We start from the raw sequence: 16,453 nt of genomic DNA on the forward strand, positions 1-16,453 counted from the left end.
CTCCCCGGCCCGCCGCCCGGCGCCCGGACAGGCTTCCCCCGCGGAGCGCCTGTTCCCCGGAGCCGTCCGTCGCGGATGCCGGACAGAGCGACTCGCCCGCCCCGGTCAAGGATCGCGCAGCGACCCGGCGAAGCCGGGCTTGTCCTTGACCGGGGCGGGCGAGTCGCTCAGGCATCGCAAGCGACGGACGGCTGCGGGGAACAGGCGCGGCCCTGTTCCCGGGTGAGTCAGGAGCCCGCCGGAGGCTCCCCCCTCCCCCTCCCGGCGCCTCCCTTCCCCGCGAGCGCCCCTGCCAAGCCCGCCCGCAGGGCGCCTCCTCTCCGAATGCCCCTCCAAACGCCCCACCGGCAGCCCCCGCGCCGACCCGTCGCGCGGGGGACGCCGGGGCGCCGATTGACCTTCCCGTCCGGGCGGCGGAGAGTCCGCCCCTCCCGAGATCCGCCCGGAGACAGGATGCTCCCCGCCGCACGCCCTCCCCTCGCCCGCCCCTCCGCCGCGCCCCGGCCCGCGCCCCATACGGGCCGCGGCCGATGAAGGACGACCGCTCCGAGCCGCCCGCGCCGCCCGTGCGCGCCGAGGCGCCTGCGCCCGTGCGCCCCGTTCCGCGCGGCCCTGCGGTGGTGTGCCTGGGCGGCGCGCACTGGGACATGGTCGGGCGGCCCGCGGGTCCGCTCGCCCCGGGCGGCGACATGCCGGGCCGGATGATCCGCCGCCCCGGCGGCGTGGCCCTGAACCTCGCGCTGGCCTTCGCAGGCCTCGGCCGGCCCACGGTGCTCGCCGCCCCGGTGGGCCGCGATCCGGAGGGGGCTGCGCTCGCCGCCCGCCTGTCGTCGCGCGGGGTCAGCCTGCGGCGCATGGGCCCCGAGGCGCCGACCGGCCTCTACCTCGCCATCGAGGACGGGGCCGGCGGGCTCGCCGCCGCCGTCGCCGACCTGCCCGGCTGCGAGGCCGCGGCCCCCGAGCACCTGCGCGAGGTGCTGACCCCCACCGCCGCCAACGCCGCCGCCTGGGTGCTGGAGGCGAACCTGCCCGCCGAGACGCTGGCCGCCGTGGTCGCCGCCCACGCCGCCCTGCCGCCCGAGGCGCGCCCCTGGCTGGTCGCCAACCCCGCATCCCCCGCCCGGGCCGAGCGGCTGGCGGGCCTGCTGGGCGCGCTCGACCTGCTGATCTGCAACCGCGCCGAGGCCGAGACGCTGGCCGGCCGCCGCTTCGAGGGCGCGGCCGAGGCCGCCGCCGGCCTGCGCGCCCTGGGCCTCGCCGAGGTGGCCGTCACCGACGGTCCCGCCCCCGCCGCCGCGGCCGACGCCGCGGGCGTGATCGCGCGCATCCCCCTGCCCGCGCCGGCGCAGCCCAGCCTGCTGATGGCGACCGGCGCCGGCGACGCGCTCTTCGCCGCCTATCTTCACGCCCGCCTGAAGGGCGAGGCCACCGCCGAGGCGCTGGAGGACGGCCTGCGCGCCGCCCGCGCCCGCATGGAGACCGTCGAATGACCCCGCCCCTCTCCTGGTCCCCCGAGGCCGCCGCCGCCCGCGACGCCGGCCGGCCGCTGGTGGCGCTGGAAAGCACGATCATCACTCACGGCCTGCCGCATCCGCGCAACCTCGAGGTCGCCCGCGCCATCGAGGCGACGGTGCGCGAGGCCGGCGCCGTCCCCGCCACCATGGCGGTGATGGAGGGGGCGATCCGCGTCGGCCTGACCTCCGACGATCTCGAGCGGCTGGCCGCGACCCCGGAGGTCGCCAAGCTCTCGCGCGCCGACCTGGCCGCGACGCTCGCCTCGGGCCGCGCCGGCGCCACCACGGTCGCCGCCACGATGATCTGCGCGCGCCTCGCGGGGATCGAGGTCTTCGCCACCGGCGGCATCGGCGGCGTGCACCGCGGCGCGGAGACGAGCTGGGACGTCTCGGCCGACCTCCAGGAGCTCGCCCGCACCCCGGTCACGGTCGTCGCCGCCGGCGCCAAGGCGATCCTGGACCTGCCCAGGACGCTGGAGGTGCTCGAGACCCTGGGCGTCCCCGTCATCGGCTGGCGCACGGACGACTTCCCCGCCTTCTGGTCGCGCGCCTCGGGCCTGCCCGCGCCGCTGCGCATGGACGACGCGGCCACGGTCGCGCGCGCCCACCGCCTGCGCGGGGCCCTGGGGATCGAGGGCGGCCAGCTTCTGGCCAACCCGATCCCGCCCGAGGCCGAGATCCCCGCGGCGACCCTCGCCCCCCTGATCGCCCGCGCGATCGAGGAGGCCGAGGCGCGGGGCGTCGCCGCCAAGTCCGTGACCCCGTTCCTGCTGGGCCGGATCCTGGAGCTGACGGAGGGCGCGAGCCTGGAGGCGAACGTCGCCCTGGTGCTGAACAACGCCCGCCTCGCGGCGGAGGTGGCGGGCGAGCTGGCGGCGCTGCCCCGGACCTGAGGCCGCCCCCCCGCTTGACCGCCGCCGCCGGGCGGGCGATCAGCGGCCCATGGCCCGCATCGACCTCCGCCCCGTTCTCATCGCCGGCCCGACCGCCTCGGGCAAGTCGGGGCTCGCCCTGCGGCTGGCCGAGGGCGCGCCCTCGGTCGTGATCAACGCCGATGCGCTGCAGGTCTACGACGGCTGGCGGGTGCTGACGGCGAGGCCCTCGCCCGAGGAGGAGGCGCGGGCGCCGCATCGGCTCTACGGGCATGTGCCGGTCAAGGAGAGCCATTCCGCCGGGCGCTGGCTGCGGGAGGCGGCAGAGGAGCTGGCCGCCGCGCGCGCAGCCGGGCTGCGGCCGATCGTGGTGGGGGGCACCGGGCTCTATTTCACCGCGCTGACCCAGGGCCTCGCCGAGATCCCCGAGACCCCGCCCGAGGTCCGCGCCGCCGCCGAGGCGCGGCTCGCAGAACTCGGCCCGCAGGGGTTCGCGGCCGAGCTCGCCCGGCTCGACCCCGCCACCCACGCCCGCATCGACGCACGCAACCCCCGCCGGGTGATGCGCGCGTGGGAGGCGTTCCAGGTGGCGGGCCGGCCGCTGGCGGAGCTGCAGGACGCGACGCCGCCGCCCCTGCTGCCCCTGGCGCAGGCCCGCGCGGTGCGGCTGATGCCGGCGCGCGAGACGCTCTATGCCGCGATCGAGGCGCGCTTCGACCAGATGCTGGCCGAAGGGGCGCTGGAGGAGGCGCGGGCGGCGCTCGACTGGCCGCCGGCGCCCGGCGCGATGAAGGCGATCGGGGCGGCGGAGCTGACGGCGCACCTGCGCGGCGAGATCCCCCTCGCCGAGGCGCGCGAGGCCGCGGTGCAGGCCACCCGCCGCTACGCCAGGCGCCAGCTGACCTGGATGCGCAACCGCCTGCCCGACTGGCCCGCCGCCGCCACCCCGCAGGAGGCGCTGGAGCGGCTGGCCTGAGGCCCGGGCCCCAGGGGGGCGGGAAGCCTCCTGCGCGTCCCGCCTCGAGAGCGTCCCGGCCGGGGCGCGCCGGGGTGGGCGGGCGGGAGGCGCGCCCCGGCCGGGACGCGGGCCACCGGCGCGCCGGGCGGGGGAGCGCGACGCCGGCCGCCGCCGAGGCTCCCCCGAGGCCAAAGAGCGGATGCGGCGCCGGCCGGCGGATTCGGGATCATGCAGCCCGGCGGGCCTCGGGGCGGCTTCGTGCCGCGCTGATTGTCCGGGCGCCATCGTATTCTCTGCCCCCCGACGCGCGCCTTCGGGCCGGTCGGTCCTCATCCCCTTCGGGCGTGCCGCGGCTCCGGTCGCGAGGCCCTTGACCTCGAGCGTGGTCGAGGTCGCAGCCTCTGGAGCCTCGCGCCTTGCCCTGCCTGCCCGAAACCGACCGGACCGACCGATGACCGCCGACCCCGCCCCCCTCGCGGCCCCCGAAGACTCGCCCGTCGGCTGGGGCGAGCTGCTGACCCGCGCCTACCTGCCCTCGCTCGCCATGGTCAGCCTCGCGGTCTGGCTGCATGCGGCCAACTCGATGGTCACCGCGACGCTGATCGACGCGATGCTCGACGAGATCGGGGGCGAGGCCTGGGTGGCCTGGTCGACGGCGCTTTATCTGGTGGGCTCGATCTCGGCCTCCTCGGTGGCGGGGCTGGCGGCGCGCAGGCGCGGGCTGAAGCCGGTGATGACGGCGGCGGCGGCGATCTTCGCGCTGGGATGCGCGGTGCAGGCGATGGCGCCGACCATGCCCGTGGTGCTGGGCGCGCGGCTGATGCAGGGGATCGGCGGCGGCGCGCTGGTGGCGCTCGCCTTCGTGGCGGCGGGGCAGCTGTTCCCGCGCCGGTTGACGGCGCGGGTGGTGGCGGTGATCTCGACCCTGTGGGGGATCTCGGCGCTGATCGGGCCGCTGTTCGGGGGCGCCTTCGTGGCGGCGGGAAGCTGGCGCGGCGCGGTCTGGGCCTTCGGCGCGCAGGCGCTGGCGCTGACCCTGCTGCTGGCCTTCGGGATGCGCGGCGTCGGCGGCGCGCGGCCCGAGGCCCCGCTCGCCCAGCGCCCGCCCCTGGTGCGGCTGGGGCTGATCGCGGCGGGGGTGTTCCTGATCGCGGCCGGCGGGGTCGAGGTGACGCCGCTCCGGACCGGGCTGCTGCTGCTCGCGGGCGTCGGCTGCCTGGTGGCGGCCTTCCGACGCGACGCGACCCGGGGCGAGGGGCGCATGTTCCCGCCGGGCGCCTTCCGGCTGTCGGACCGGGCGGGCGCGTCGCTGCTGATGATGTTCGCGCTGTGCTTCGCGACGGTGCCTTACCTGGCCTACGGGCCGGTGCTGCTGGTGCGGCTGCACGGGGTCTCGGCGATCGAGGCGGGGCTGGCGCTGGCCTCGCTGTCGGTGACCTGGAGCCTGGCGGCGATCGTGGTCTCGTCCTGGCCCGAGCGGCGCGATCCGCTGGCGGTGACGCTGGGCGTGTGCCTGGTGGCGGCGACCCCGCCGCTGCAGGCGCTGGCGTTCCCGGTGGGGCCGGTCTGGGCGATCGTCGCCATCGGCATCGTCGAGGGCGCGGGCTTCGGCATGGCCTGGACCTTCGTGCTGCGCCGGGCGCAGGCGCTCTCGGCCGAGGAGGACCGCGCGCGCATCGCCTCGGGCCTGCCGACGGCCGAGCAGCTGGGCTATGCCGCCGGCGCCGCCTTCGCCGGCGTCGCGGCCAACGCCGCCGGCTTCGCCGAGGCGGAGGGTCCGCAGGCGCTGTCCCGCGCGGCCCTGTGGATATTCCTCGCCCCCCTGCCCGCCGCCGTGCTGAGCCTGGTGGCGCTGCGGGCCTTCGTGCGGCGCTGACGGGCGCCCGCGCAGGCCGGCGGGAGCGCGCCGGGCCTGCCCTGCGAGCGGGCCGGATGCACCCCGCGACGTTGCGGGAGAGGCACGGAAAATTGCGTGCGGACGGGGCGGCGCGCAATTTTCTCCGCCGGCGGCGGGTTTCGGGGTTGACCGACCGCCCGGCGGCCGGTAGTCACCCGCCTGCGGAAAGACGGAAGGCGAAGAGTTGGATATGGCTCTCATCGTACTTAGGGACGGGCGCGACTGACGGCGGACGAGGTTTCTCGTCCCCCAAGCGCCCGCATGCCCCCCTCGACCGGGGGTTTTTTTGTGCCCGGCGCGACCAGAGCCCCGACCGAAAGACCCCCTTCCGCCCGACCCCGACAACGCCAGAGGAAAGCACCGATGCCCCGTGAGATGACCGGCGCCCAGATCGTCGTCCAGGCCCTGAAGGACCAGGGCGTGGACACCGTGTTCGGCTACCCCGGCGGCGCCGTGCTTCCGATCTACGACGAGATCTTCAAGCAGAACGACATCAAGCACATCCTGGTCCGCCACGAGCAGGGCGCGACCCATGCGGCCGAGGGCTATGCCCGCTCGACCGGCAAGCCGGGCGTGGTGCTGGTCACCTCGGGCCCCGGCGCGACCAACGCGGTCACCGGGCTGACGGATGCGCTGATGGACTCGATCCCGATGATCGTGCTGACCGGCCAGGTCCCGACCTTCCTGATCGGCTCCGACGGCTTCCAGGAGGCCGACACCGTCGGCATCACCCGCCCCTGCACCAAGCACAACTGGCTGGTGAAGGAGACCGACCACCTGGCCGACACCCTCCACCAGGCCTTCCATGTCGCCATGGCCGGCCGGCCGGGCCCGGTGCTGGTCGACATCCCCAAGGACGTGCAGTTCGCGACCGGGATGTACAACTCGCCCGAAGAGGCCGAGGAGCTGCCCTACAACCCCCGGCGCGAGCCGGAGGACGACGCCGTCATGGCCATGGTCGAGATGATCGAGACCGCCGAGCGGCCGATCCTCTACACCGGCGGCGGCGTGATCAACTCGGGCGACCGCGCCTCGGCCCTGCTGCGCGAGCTGGCCGAGGAGACCGGGTTCCCCGTCACCTCCACCCTGATGGGCCTGGGCTGCTACCCGGCGTCGGGAAAGCTGTGGCTGGGGATGCTCGGCATGCACGGCATGTACGAGGCGAACATGGCCATGCATGGCTGCGACGCGATGTTCTGCATCGGGGCGCGCTTCGACGACCGCATCACCGGGCGGCTGGACGCGTTCTCGCCGGGGTCGAAGAAGGCGCATATCGACATCGACCCCTCCTCGATCAACAAGAACGTCCATGTCGACGTTCCGATCCTGGGCGACGTGGCCGAGACGCTGGAGCGGGTGCTGGCCAAGTGGCGCGCCCGCGGCGCCCAGACCCGCCGCGACCGCCTGGCCGGCTGGTGGACCCAGATCGAGGCGTGGAAGGCGATCAAGTGCCTGACCTACAAGCCCTCGAAGTCCGTCATCAAACCCCAGTACGCGCTGGAGCGGCTGGAGGCGCTGACCAGGGGGCGCGACCGCTACATCACCACCGAGGTCGGCCAGCACCAGATGTGGGCCGCCCAGTTCCTGCGCTTCGACGAGCCCAAGCGCTGGATGACCTCCGGCGGCCTGGGGACGATGGGCTACGGCGTGCCCGCCTCGATCGGCGTGCAGATCGCCCATCCCGAGGCGCTGGTGATCAACGTCGCCGGCGAGGCCAGCTTCATGATGACCATGCAGGAGCTCTCCTGCGCGGTTCAGTACATGGCGCCGGTGAAGCAGTTCATCCTCAACAACGAGCGTCTGGGCATGGTGCGCCAGTGGCAGCAGCTGCTGCATGGCGAGCGCTATTCGCACTCCTATTCCGAGGCGCTGCCCGACTTCGTGAAGATGGCCGAGGCCTTCGGGTGCAAGGGCATCCGCTGCACCGATCCCGCCGATCTCGACGACGCGATCCAGGAGATGCTGGATTACGACGGCCCGGTGATCTTCGACTGCCTGGTCGAGAAGCACGAGAACTGCTTCCCGATGATCCCCTCGGGCAAGGCGCATAACGAGATGCTGCTGGGCGAGGCCTCGACCGAGGGGGCGATCGACGTCTCGGGCTCGGTGCTCGTCTGAGCGCCCTCGCGCCGGCGGGGAGGCCGGAGGGATGACGCGCATCGCCATTCTTGGAACCGGGCCGGTGGGGGCCGCGCTGGGCGCGCGGCTCGCCGCGGCGGGTCACGCGATCGTCTTCGGCTCCCGCGAGCCGGAGGGCGCGAAGGTCCGCGCCCTGCTGGCGCGGATCCCCGGGGCGGAGGCGGCCGCGCCCGCCGCCGCCGCCGCGGGCGCCGAGGCCGCGATCCTGGCGCTGCCCTGGGACGCGGTCGAGACCGCCCTGCCCCCGCTCGCCGGGGCGCTGGCGGGCAAGCCGCTGCTCGACGCCACCAACCCGCTCCGCCGGGCGGCGGACGGGCCGCATCTCGCGCTCGGCTTCGACGCCTCGGGCGGGGAGCGGGTGCAGGCGCTGGCGCCGGGGGCGAAGGTGGTCAAGGCCTTCAACACCACCGGCTTCGGCGCCATGGAGGCGCCGGAGTTCGAGGGCCGGCCCTCGGTCATGTTCTACTGCGGCGACGACGCCGGCGCCTGCGAGACGGCCCGCGCGCTGATCGCCGACGTGGGCTTCGAGGCGGTGCACGCCGGCCCGCTCTCGGCGGCGCGCCTCACCGAGGCGCACGCCATGTTGTGGATTCACCTGGCCTATCGCGGCGGCATGGGCCGCGACTGGGCCTTCGCTCTTCTCCGCCGCGGCTGACGGCCCGGCGCCCGCTCGGACGGACACCGCATGAACGCGCTCAACATCCCGCAGGGCTCGACCGCCCATTCCGCCTATTCGCTTCGCCCCACCCTCCCCGAGGGGGAGGAGCGCCGCACGCTCGCGGTGCTGGTGAGGAACGAGGCGGGCGTGCTCGCCCGCGTCATCGGCCTGTTCTCGGGCCGGGGCTACAACATCGAGAGCCTGACGGTCTCGGAGACGGACCACGCCTCGCGCCGCTCGCGGATCACGGTGGTGACCACGGGCGAGCCCGCGATCATCGAGCAGATCAAGGCGCAGCTCAGCCGGATGGTGGTGGTCATCGACGTCCACGACCTGACGATGGAGGGCCCCTCGGTCGAGCGCGAGCTGGCGCTGATCAAGGTCGCCTGCACCGGCGAGGCGCGCGTCGAGGCCCTGCGCATGAGCCAGGTGTTCCGCGCCTCGGTGGTCGACACGACGCTGAAGAGCTTCGTCTTCGAGCTGACCGGCGCCCCCGACAAGATCGACGCCTTCGTCGAGCTGATGGCCCCCCTGGGCCTGGTCGACGTCTCCCGCACCGGCGTCGCCGCGATCAAGCGCGGCCCCGACCCGATGTGAGCGCAGGCCGGACGCGCCACGCACCGACGAGGGCGGGGGACCACCCCCCGCCCTTTCGCGTATCCGCCTCCGCCCCCGAGCTCCGCCCTCCGCCTCCCCCATCCGCGCCCGCCGCGACCGCTCCCGGCGCCTCGCCCGCGCCCCGGGCCCCGGCGCGCCGCCTGCGGCCCTCGCCGAGCGCCTGTTCTCCGGAGCCGTCTCTCGCTGATGCCGATCAGAGCGACTCGCCCGCCCCGGTCAAGGATCGCAAAGCGACCCGCGTGTAAGGCGCAGGTAATGGTGGCAGTGGGGACGTATTTCCGAGATTAGGCGAGCACAGGCCGGCACAGCCGAGAACCGTTGAGCGCCAAAGCGTTAGAGGGCGCGCGGCGAGCGGCGGCGGTGGGGCGAGCGTCAGGCAGCGCGAAAGGAAATGGTGGCGCGACGCCCGGCGACGGCCGTGGCTGGCGGCGAAAAGGCCAATGAAGTCAGTAGAGGCCGTCCGGAAGGTGGAAACCGAACTCGGCAGGGAGGCTCCGAGTTTCCACCTGACCTATGCGCATGATCTGACGCGGAAATCCGGCGCAAGTGCCATCCGAGGGGGAGATCGAGGTGGAAACTCGGAACGGCCTCTCCTTCACGCCTGGAACGGGCCTTGAACCGGGCCTTCAGGCGGCGCTCGATATCAGCAGCTCGCGGCGCAGGGCGGCCTTCGCGGCGGCCTGGCGGCTGATGCCATAGGTGGTCTCGACGGGCTGCTGATCGAAGGCCCCGAACAGCTCGCGGATCTCCGGGACGTCGTTGATCGAGAGCAGGAAGCGGCCCTGGAGTCCGGCGAGCTGATCGGCGAGCCGGGCGAAGTCGTCGGGGGCGAAGAGCGCGCGGCCGTAGTCGTCCTCGGAGCCCCAGTAGGGCGGGTCGAGGTAGAACAGGGTGCCCGGCGCATCGTAGCGGCGGATGAAGTCGCCGAAGTCCAGGCACTCGATGATCACGCCGGCGAGGCGGGCGTGCAGGTCCTCCAGCATCGGCTCCAGAGTGGCGAGGTTGAAGCGGCCGGGGCGATCGCGGGAGACGCCGAAGGTCTGCCGCGCCACGTGGCCCCCGAAAGCCGTGCGCTGGAGATAGAGGAACCGGGCGGCGCGCTCCAGGTCGGTGAGCGTGTCGGCGCGGGTGGCGACCAGGCGCTCGAACTCGGCGCGGGTGGTGAGCTGGAAGCGCAGCGTCTCCAGGAACTGCGGGTAGTGGCGCTGGAGGATGCGGAACAGGTTGGCGACGTCCCGGCCGCGGTCGTTGATCACCTCGGCCTTGGGCCTGGCGGAGCGGCGCAGGAACACGCCGCCCATTCCGACGAAGGCCTCTGCATAGGTGTCATGCGGGATCTCGGCGATGCGCGCGACGATGCGCTTCGCCAGGTTGCGCTTGCCGCCGAGCCAGGGGGCGACGGGGCGGACGGGATCCACGGGGGAGAGGGCGGCGTCGGGCATCGGTCATCCAGGCGAAGCAAGGGGCAGAATAGAACATACAAGGAACACTAGCGACGGGAAACCGGCTTCCGCAGCGACGGCGTCCGTGCGAGGATGGCGGGGTCATTTGGAGGACGAAAGCCATGAGATCCGCCCTGCTCGCCGCCTGCGCCCTGGTCGTCGCCGCGCCCGCCTGGGCGCAGGAGCCGCTCGATCCGAAGGACGCCGAGACCCTCCGCACGATGGCCGAGCAGCTGGAGCGGATGAAGATCATCCGGTGCGAGCATTCGTCCGGGCTCTACGACCACTTCCTCTTCTGGAAGTCGGCCGACGGCACGTTGGATCCTGTGCTGAAGTGGCCCGCGGAACAGGTGAAGATCGAGAAGGACCGCGTCACCTTCATCACGGCGGAATCGGTGCTCGTCGTCACGCCGCGCGAGCGGATCGAGGTTTCCGGAGATCGCGTCGAGCGAACGCCGTGCACCGAAATTGCCGAAGACCTCGCCTGGCACTTCCGCGACACTGTGGGACCGGTGGACTGAGCTTCAGCCTCGGACCGTGTGGCACCACCACACGACATGCCCGATGATCCGCATCTCGTCGATCTCCGACCGCAGGTAGAACTCGGGCCGATAGGCGACGCTGTTCTCCGAGAAAATCACGAGCGTGTCGTCAGCTGGGCGCTCGGCCCATTTCACCCTCGCTTCTCCGTTGCGCTCAAAGGCGACAAGGTATCGGGAATGCTCTCCGGACGCTCGCTTCCGGCCGGCGGGGACGTCGGTTCTAGAGGTGTCGAGAAGCACGACGTCCGAGTCGAAAAGCATAGGCTCCATGCTGTCTCCGCGCACGCGGACGAGCCGTGCATCCTTGGTCCCCACACCGACCTTCTGCATCCAGTCCCGGCGGAAGAGCAGATGCGTGCCTGCCTCCTCGCTGTCATTCGTGAAGCCCGATCCGGCCGCCAGTTCGACGTCGTGGAGCGGCACCATCGCGAAGTCTGAGCCCGGGTCGAGGGAGCGGTGGGCTTCTCCCGAGGGACCGACGCCGGGGCCGTAGGCTTTCTCGAACAGCCGGCGAAGTTCGCGGGGCTCCATCTCACGAAGCTGCGCGGCTCGCTCCTCGTCGTTAGCGACGCGTTGTTGCGGTGGCCGCGCCCCGGTCTTCGAGAGGCGCTCTACACGCGGCGGACCGAAGTAAAACTCGAGCCCTAGAACCCCGGCAAGTTTTTGAAGCGCCGGCAGATTGTACCGCTTCTCGCCGGAGCGCGGGAGCCGCATGTTCTTGATCAGCGATGGATGTCCGACGGCGAGACGCGACGCAGCAGCGTCGGTCAGCCCCTTCTCCCGAAGCGCTTCGTCGATGACGTCCAGAATCGGATCCATGCAGGACCATAGCCAAAATTGGCTAATGGGGAAATGAATAGCCACAAGAGGCTTGCGAAATAGCCTAAACCGGCTATCATGCTGCCCATGGATCAGCGTCAGCATATCGTTTCGCTCGCAGAGCGAATGGCCGCCCACCAGGGTGTGACGCACTTCGCGATCTCCATGCGGATCTTCGGGAAGGGCGACTTCTTCAAGGGGCTCATCGACGGGCGCGATTGCCGGACCAAGACGGCGAGCCGCGCTCTGAGCTGGTTCGCTCTGAACTGGCCCAACGACCTGGAATGGCCGCGGGAGATCCCCCGACCGAAGGTCAAAGCGGTGCGGAGGGCGTCCTGATGTTCGCCTTCCTCCGCCGCCCCGCTGGCGCCGCCGCTCACCCCGACGATTGGGTCGCCCGTCTCTTCGCGAAGTTCGCGGCCGCCGAGGCGCGCGGCGGAGAGCCCGTTCGGGTTGCCGCCGATCTGGTCGCCAACCCCGAACGTCTCCTGTCAGAACAGCTGCGCGAGCTGGTGCGGGCTCAGATGACGGCCGAGGGCATCGGCGCTCGCGCGTTCGAAAAGAAGCATGGGATCAAGGCCTGGGCTCTGCGCGGCTTCCTCGATCCCGCGCGCCACCAGGAGCCGGGTCTCGACCGTGCCGGCGAGTTTTGCGCCGCCCTCGGGCTTGAGCTGGTCATCCGCCCCAAGACCCCCGAGGCCCCCCGATGACCGCCCCCCGCCCCACCCTCGGCGAGGCCGCCCGCCCCATCGCCGCCGCCAGCGTCTGGTGGCAGGGCCGCCCGCTGGACGTGACCGCCCGCCATTTCGCGACCGCGACCGCGCAGGCCGCCGGCGTCTCCGAGATCGACGTGCTGAGCCCGCGCCGCGAGGGCGGCCTGGCGCGCTGGCGGACCTTCGGTCTCGCCGCCGCGGGTCGCTGCGGTCACCTGACCTGCGCCGCCGTGGCCGAGGCCTTCGAGCGCGACCCCTCGGCGGTCACCCACGCGATGACGACGACGGCCCGGGCCGGCGCGAGCGACCCCGAGGTCGGCCGGCGCATCGCCGAGATCCAGTGGCGCGCCATGGAACTGGCCGTCCGAGACCTGATGGAGGGCGCCGCGGCATGACGATCTTCCGCCACCCCCAGCTGCGTGACGAGATGTTCTTCAGCCCTGGTCTTCTTCGGGCTCTGAAGGCCGGCTCGCTAGTCGAAGCCTCTGCCTTTCAAAAGCAGCAGTTTCGTGCCTTTCTAGCTCAGGAAGAACTTCCCCCGGAAGCAATCGAAGATCTTCTAAAGCCTTACGGAAGTGCCCGAGCGCTAGAAGGGCCACTTCGACGTCTGCGACGTCAGGGTCGACGTCTGCGGAGGCGATCCCGATGACCGCATCCGTGATCTTGAGCAAGGCTTCCTTGTCGATCAGCCCCTTGTCGAGCAGCGCAGCGGCGACCGCGAACGCTGGCCAGTGCGAGTGGGTGGCCAAGGTCATGGTGTCGGTCAATTCGGCATCCAAGCATTCGAAGTCGCGCTTCCAGTCGGGCTCGGGCTTCGGTTCCACCAAGATCGTCTCCTTTTGCTTGTTTCAGAAGGGGATGACAGGCGTCGAGGGGCGTTCCCCCGCCTCTCGACGCCGCCACTTTACCACGGGCCCGACGTTGCGGAAGTCCCGCCGCCAGACCTTGTGCCGGAGGGCTGCCTGATGGCCCGCGTCCGCGCGTTCCTGCGCCGCCTTGAGGACGAGCCCCTGGCCGACGCGCTCGGCCTGGCCTGCCTGATCCTCCTCGGCCTCGTGCTTCTCACCATCGGAGACCTGCTGTGAACGACCTGCTGCGCATTCCCGTCGACCTGATCGACCTGGGCGACCGTCTGCGTCCGGTGAAGCCGGAGCCGGTGGAGCTGCTGGCGGCCGACATCGAGATGCAGGGCCTGCTGCAGCCGATCGTGGTGACGCCGGCGGGCGAGCGGTACGTGCTGGTGGTTGGCGCCTACCGGCTGGCGGCGGTGCGCGAGCTGGGATGGTCGGAGATCCCGGCGACGGTGGTCCGCGACCTGGACGAGGCGCAGCTGCGCTTCGCCGAGATCATGGAGAACGTGGACCGGCAGGAGCTGTCGAAGCTGGAGCGGGCCGAGTTCCTGGCCGAGCTGGACGCGGTGTGGAAGCGCCTGAACCCCAGCGCGCGCCACGGCGGCGACCGCCGGAGCGCCAATGTTCGGCAGGTTCGGGAGCGGGAGACCGACGGCTCCGATCAAAGTCCCATTTTGGGAATTTGTTCCGACGTCGCCGAGACCGTCGGGCTTTCCCGGGCGGCGTTCTACAGGGCGCTGGAGATCGCGAAGAAGCTGACGGCGGCCACGAAAGCCCGCGTCCGCGGCACCCGGTTCGAGGATCACCAGGGCGAGCTTCTGGCCCTGGCGAAGCTCGACGCCGAGATGCAGACGGCGGTCTGCGACCTGCTCTTCGCCGACCCGGCGAAGGCCGGCTCGGTCGCCGAGGCGGAGCTGATCGCCCGCGGTCAGGAGCGCCGGGCGGCCGCGAAGAACCTGGTCTCGCGCCTCAACGCCAACTGGGGCCGGATGAACCGGACCGACCGGCTGCAGTTCGTGCGCAGCCACAAGGCCGAGATCATGGAACTGGCCCATGCGGAGGGCTGGATCTGATGCTCTGGCTCTCGGCCCGGGAAATCGCGGAGGCGGCGGCGGCCGGGCTGATGCCCGGCATGCCGACCACCAAGCAGGGCGTGAACGTCCTCGCCGACCGCGAAGGCTGGGCCGAGACCTCGCGCGCCCGCCTGCGCGGCGGCCGGGAGGGGGGCGGCGGGCTCGAGTACCACGTCGACCTCCTGCCGCCTGCCGCGCAGCTCGCCTGGCTTGGGCATCACCTGACGGTCGAGGAGGCCGACCTCCGGCTTGAGGTGCTGGACGGGCCGATCGATCCCGCGCTCGACGCGCGCCGGGTGATCGTGGGGCTGGCCGACAAGTTCCGGCGGCAGGTCCTGATGACCCAGTCGGCCGCCGACACGCTGTTCTGCGCCCTGTTCAACGGCGGTTCAGTGGCCGTTCCGGCGTGGGTCTCCGAACAGGCGCAGAGCCTGTCGCCCCGCACGCTGGCGCGCTGGCGCAAGGCTGTCGCCGAGGGCGCACGGTCCGGTCGGCGCGGGCGGCCGAAGGGCTCGGGCATCCTCGATCGCGCCGACGGCGGCGAGGTCCGCAACCTGGTCCTCGCCCTGATGGCCAAGCACCCCCTGATGAACGCCCGGCAGCTGCGCGAGCGCGTCGAGCGCGTCTACGGCGCCTCGCTGGAGGTGATGGACGATGCGACGGGCGAGCTGAAGCGCGTGCCGCTACCGAGCCTGCGCATGTTCCAGATCGCGTTGGGCGAATGGAAGAAGACCCATCGCAACGTGCTGATGCGCCTGACCGATCCGGACGGCTACCGCTCCAAGGTCGAGTTCGTGGCGACCGGCACCCAGCGCGCCGACCGGCTGAACGAGGTCTGGCAGATCGACGCCTCGCCGGCGGACGTGATGCTGATCGGCGGCCGCCACTCGATCTACATGGCGATCGACGTCTTCTCGCGGCGCGCCATCGTGCATGTCACGCGCACGCCCCGGGCGGAAGGCGTCGGCGAGCTGATGCGCAAGAGCATCGACAGGTGGGGGGCGCCCGAGCGCATCCACACCGACAACGGCTCCGACTTCAAGGCGCGGTGGACGCAGGCCTTCTTCAACCACATCGGCACGAAGATCGAGCTGTCGAAACCCTACGAGCCGCGCTCGAAGGGGATCGTCGAGCGGGCGATCAAGACCTTCCAGCACGAGCTGCATGGGGTGCCCGGCTTCATCGGGCACAACGTCGCCGACCGGAAGCGGATCGAGAGCCGCAAGGCCTTCGCCGCCCGCCTGGGCGCCAGCGACGTCGAGCTGTTCGACGTGCAGATGGACCTTGCGCAGTTTCAGGCCTGGGCCGACGACTGGGCCGAGAACCGCTACGCCCACACGCCCCACCGCGGTCTGGGCGGGCGCACGCCCTTCATGATGGCGGCCTCCTACGCGGGGCCGGTGCGTCGGGTCTCGGATCCCAGGGCGCTGGACATCCTGCTGGCGCCGGTCGCCAGCAACGGCGGTCTGCGCCGGGTGACCAAGCAGGGCGTGCGGATCGACGGCGCGCACTACCTGCCGATGGGCGCCCAGCCCGGGACCGACGTCCTGGTGCGCATGGACCCGGCCGACCTCGGCCGCGTGATGCTGTTCAGCCCAGCGGGCGACGAGTTCATCTGCGATGCGATCTGCCCGCAGCTGGCCGGCCGCGATCCGGCCGAGGTCGTCGCCGCCGCCCGACGCGTGCAGAAGGCGCAGGAGTCGCCGGACGTCGCCCGCGTGCGGACGAAGAAGAGCGTCCTGCGGGATCTCGCCCTGATCGAGATCGACGGCGCGGGGCGCGCCTCGGCCGAGCTGGTCGCCTTCCCGCAGCGGGGCGCGCCGCACACCACGCCGGCGCTGGAGGCCGCGTCCGAGGCCGCCGGCCGCCGCCGGGCGCCGGAGCCTTCGCGGCCCGACCCGGACGAAGAGGCGAAGCACGCGGCGTTCGTCGCGGAGGTCCGCTCCATCAAGCCCCAGCCGAAACCCGAGAGCCCCAAGCAGCGCTACCTGCGCGCCCGGGCCCTGCAGAAGCGGATCGAGGCGGGCGGCGAGGCCACCCCCGACGAGCGCTTCTGGCTCGGCGGATACCAGGACACCGCCGAGTGGGAGAGCTTCGAGCACCTGGTCGACGCCTTCGGCTTCGACACGGTCTTCCCGAACCAGGCCCGTCAGAGCGGGTGAACCGGCCGCCGGCCCGAGGCGCAACAGCGGGCCGGCGGCGCACCAAGAAGAGGCGAGAGCAATGTTGGACGACACCCCGACCTACGGCAGCATCGCGCCCCTGCGCAACGTGCAGGCGCTGACGGAGTTGATCAGCCGCGTTCAGGCACGCCTGGACGGTCTGCCGGGCATGGCCTGTTTCCATGGCCCCTCGGG

The 16,453-nt window shown here is 72.4% G+C and carries 16 protein-coding genes; 13 read left to right on the forward strand and 3 right to left on the reverse strand.

The annotated features are described in order from the left end of the window. The first annotated feature begins 530 nt into the window (after window positions 1-530). From BM064_RS20125 to ilvN, 7 genes are all read left to right on the forward strand, one after another. Complete coding sequence (locus BM064_RS20125; protein WP_092862895.1) at window positions 531-1,490, forward strand: PfkB family carbohydrate kinase; 960 nt, start codon at window positions 531-533, stop codon at window positions 1,488-1,490. After that, the gene (locus BM064_RS20130; protein WP_092862897.1) at window positions 1,487-2,407 is read left to right on the forward strand and encodes a pseudouridine-5'-phosphate glycosidase; all 921 of its coding nucleotides are present in this window, start codon (window positions 1,487-1,489) and stop codon (window positions 2,405-2,407) included. The genes BM064_RS20125 and BM064_RS20130 overlap by 4 nt, the downstream gene beginning before the upstream one ends. A gap of 49 nt (window positions 2,408-2,456) precedes the next feature. After that, the gene (gene miaA, locus BM064_RS20135; protein ID WP_092862899.1) at window positions 2,457-3,362 is read left to right on the forward strand and encodes a tRNA (adenosine(37)-N6)-dimethylallyltransferase MiaA; all 906 of its coding nucleotides are present in this window, start codon (window positions 2,457-2,459) and stop codon (window positions 3,360-3,362) included. A 433-nt stretch (window positions 3,363-3,795) separates the two neighbouring features. Then, entirely contained in the window at window positions 3,796-5,220 is a 1,425-nt protein-coding gene (locus BM064_RS20140; protein ID WP_177236338.1) for an MFS transporter, read from the forward strand. Between the two features lie 384 nt (window positions 5,221-5,604). After that, window positions 5,605-7,359, forward strand: coding sequence for an acetolactate synthase 3 large subunit (locus BM064_RS20145; RefSeq protein WP_092862904.1), 1,755 nt, complete (start codon window positions 5,605-5,607; stop codon window positions 7,357-7,359). Window positions 7,360-7,390: 31 nt separating this feature from the next. Further along, window positions 7,391-8,035, forward strand: coding sequence for an NADPH-dependent F420 reductase (locus tag BM064_RS20150; protein ID WP_092862906.1), 645 nt, complete (start codon window positions 7,391-7,393; stop codon window positions 8,033-8,035). A 30-nt stretch (window positions 8,036-8,065) separates the two neighbouring features. Then, entirely contained in the window at window positions 8,066-8,635 is a 570-nt protein-coding gene (gene ilvN / locus BM064_RS20155) for an acetolactate synthase small subunit (RefSeq protein WP_092862909.1), read from the forward strand. 647 nt (window positions 8,636-9,282) lie between these two features. On the opposite strand, the gene BM064_RS20160 is transcribed toward ilvN, so the two are convergent. After that, a complete protein-coding gene (locus BM064_RS20160) occupies window positions 9,283-10,098 on the reverse strand; it encodes a DNA adenine methylase (protein WP_092862912.1) in 816 nt (271 codons plus the stop codon). Between the two features lie 122 nt (window positions 10,099-10,220). Here BM064_RS20160 and BM064_RS20165 point away from each other — a divergent pair, with 122 nt between their 5' ends. Then, complete coding sequence (locus BM064_RS20165) at window positions 10,221-10,619, forward strand: hypothetical protein (RefSeq protein WP_092862915.1); 399 nt, start codon at window positions 10,221-10,223, stop codon at window positions 10,617-10,619. A gap of 3 nt (window positions 10,620-10,622) precedes the next feature. Here the strand turns inward: BM064_RS20165 and BM064_RS20170 are convergent, their stop codons facing one another. Further along, entirely contained in the window at window positions 10,623-11,564 is a 942-nt protein-coding gene (locus BM064_RS20170; protein WP_092862918.1) for a S24 family peptidase, read from the reverse strand. Between the two features lie 21 nt (window positions 11,565-11,585). Here BM064_RS20170 and BM064_RS20175 point away from each other — a divergent pair, with 21 nt between their 5' ends. Genes BM064_RS20175 through BM064_RS20185 form a run of 3 tightly spaced genes read left to right on the forward strand, consistent with a single transcriptional unit; the run spans window position 11,586 to window position 12,567 of the window. Next, on the forward strand, window positions 11,586-11,798 hold the full coding sequence (locus tag BM064_RS20175) for a hypothetical protein (protein WP_092862921.1): 213 nt from the start codon (window positions 11,586-11,588) through the stop codon (window positions 11,796-11,798). Further along, complete coding sequence (locus BM064_RS20180; RefSeq protein WP_092862924.1) at window positions 11,798-12,169, forward strand: hypothetical protein; 372 nt, start codon at window positions 11,798-11,800, stop codon at window positions 12,167-12,169. The genes BM064_RS20175 and BM064_RS20180 overlap by 1 nt, the downstream gene beginning before the upstream one ends. After that, a complete protein-coding gene (locus BM064_RS20185; protein WP_092862927.1) occupies window positions 12,166-12,567 on the forward strand; it encodes a hypothetical protein in 402 nt (133 codons plus the stop codon). Before BM064_RS20180 ends, BM064_RS20185 begins: the two co-directional genes overlap by 4 nt. 39 nt (window positions 12,568-12,606) lie before the next feature. Here BM064_RS20185 and BM064_RS20190 read toward each other — a convergent pair whose 3' ends face one another. Further along, window positions 12,607-12,999 (reverse strand): hypothetical protein, encoded by a 393-nt coding sequence (locus tag BM064_RS20190; protein ID WP_092862929.1) that lies wholly within the window; start codon window positions 12,997-12,999, stop codon window positions 12,607-12,609. 254 nt (window positions 13,000-13,253) lie between these two features. On the opposite strand from BM064_RS20190, the gene BM064_RS20195 reads away from it, so the two are divergent. After that, the gene (locus tag BM064_RS20195) at window positions 13,254-14,096 is read left to right on the forward strand and encodes a ParB/RepB/Spo0J family partition protein (RefSeq protein ID WP_177236339.1); all 843 of its coding nucleotides are present in this window, start codon (window positions 13,254-13,256) and stop codon (window positions 14,094-14,096) included. Further along, window positions 14,096-16,258 (forward strand): DDE-type integrase/transposase/recombinase, encoded by a 2,163-nt coding sequence (locus tag BM064_RS27055; protein ID WP_143103392.1) that lies wholly within the window; start codon window positions 14,096-14,098, stop codon window positions 16,256-16,258. Before BM064_RS20195 ends, BM064_RS27055 begins: the two co-directional genes overlap by 1 nt. Window positions 16,259-16,453 lie beyond the last annotated feature (195 nt).

It is taken from the genome of Albimonas pacifica, from assembly GCF_900113695.1.
Classification (GTDB): Bacteria; Pseudomonadota; Alphaproteobacteria; order Rhodobacterales; family Rhodobacteraceae; genus Albimonas; species Albimonas pacifica.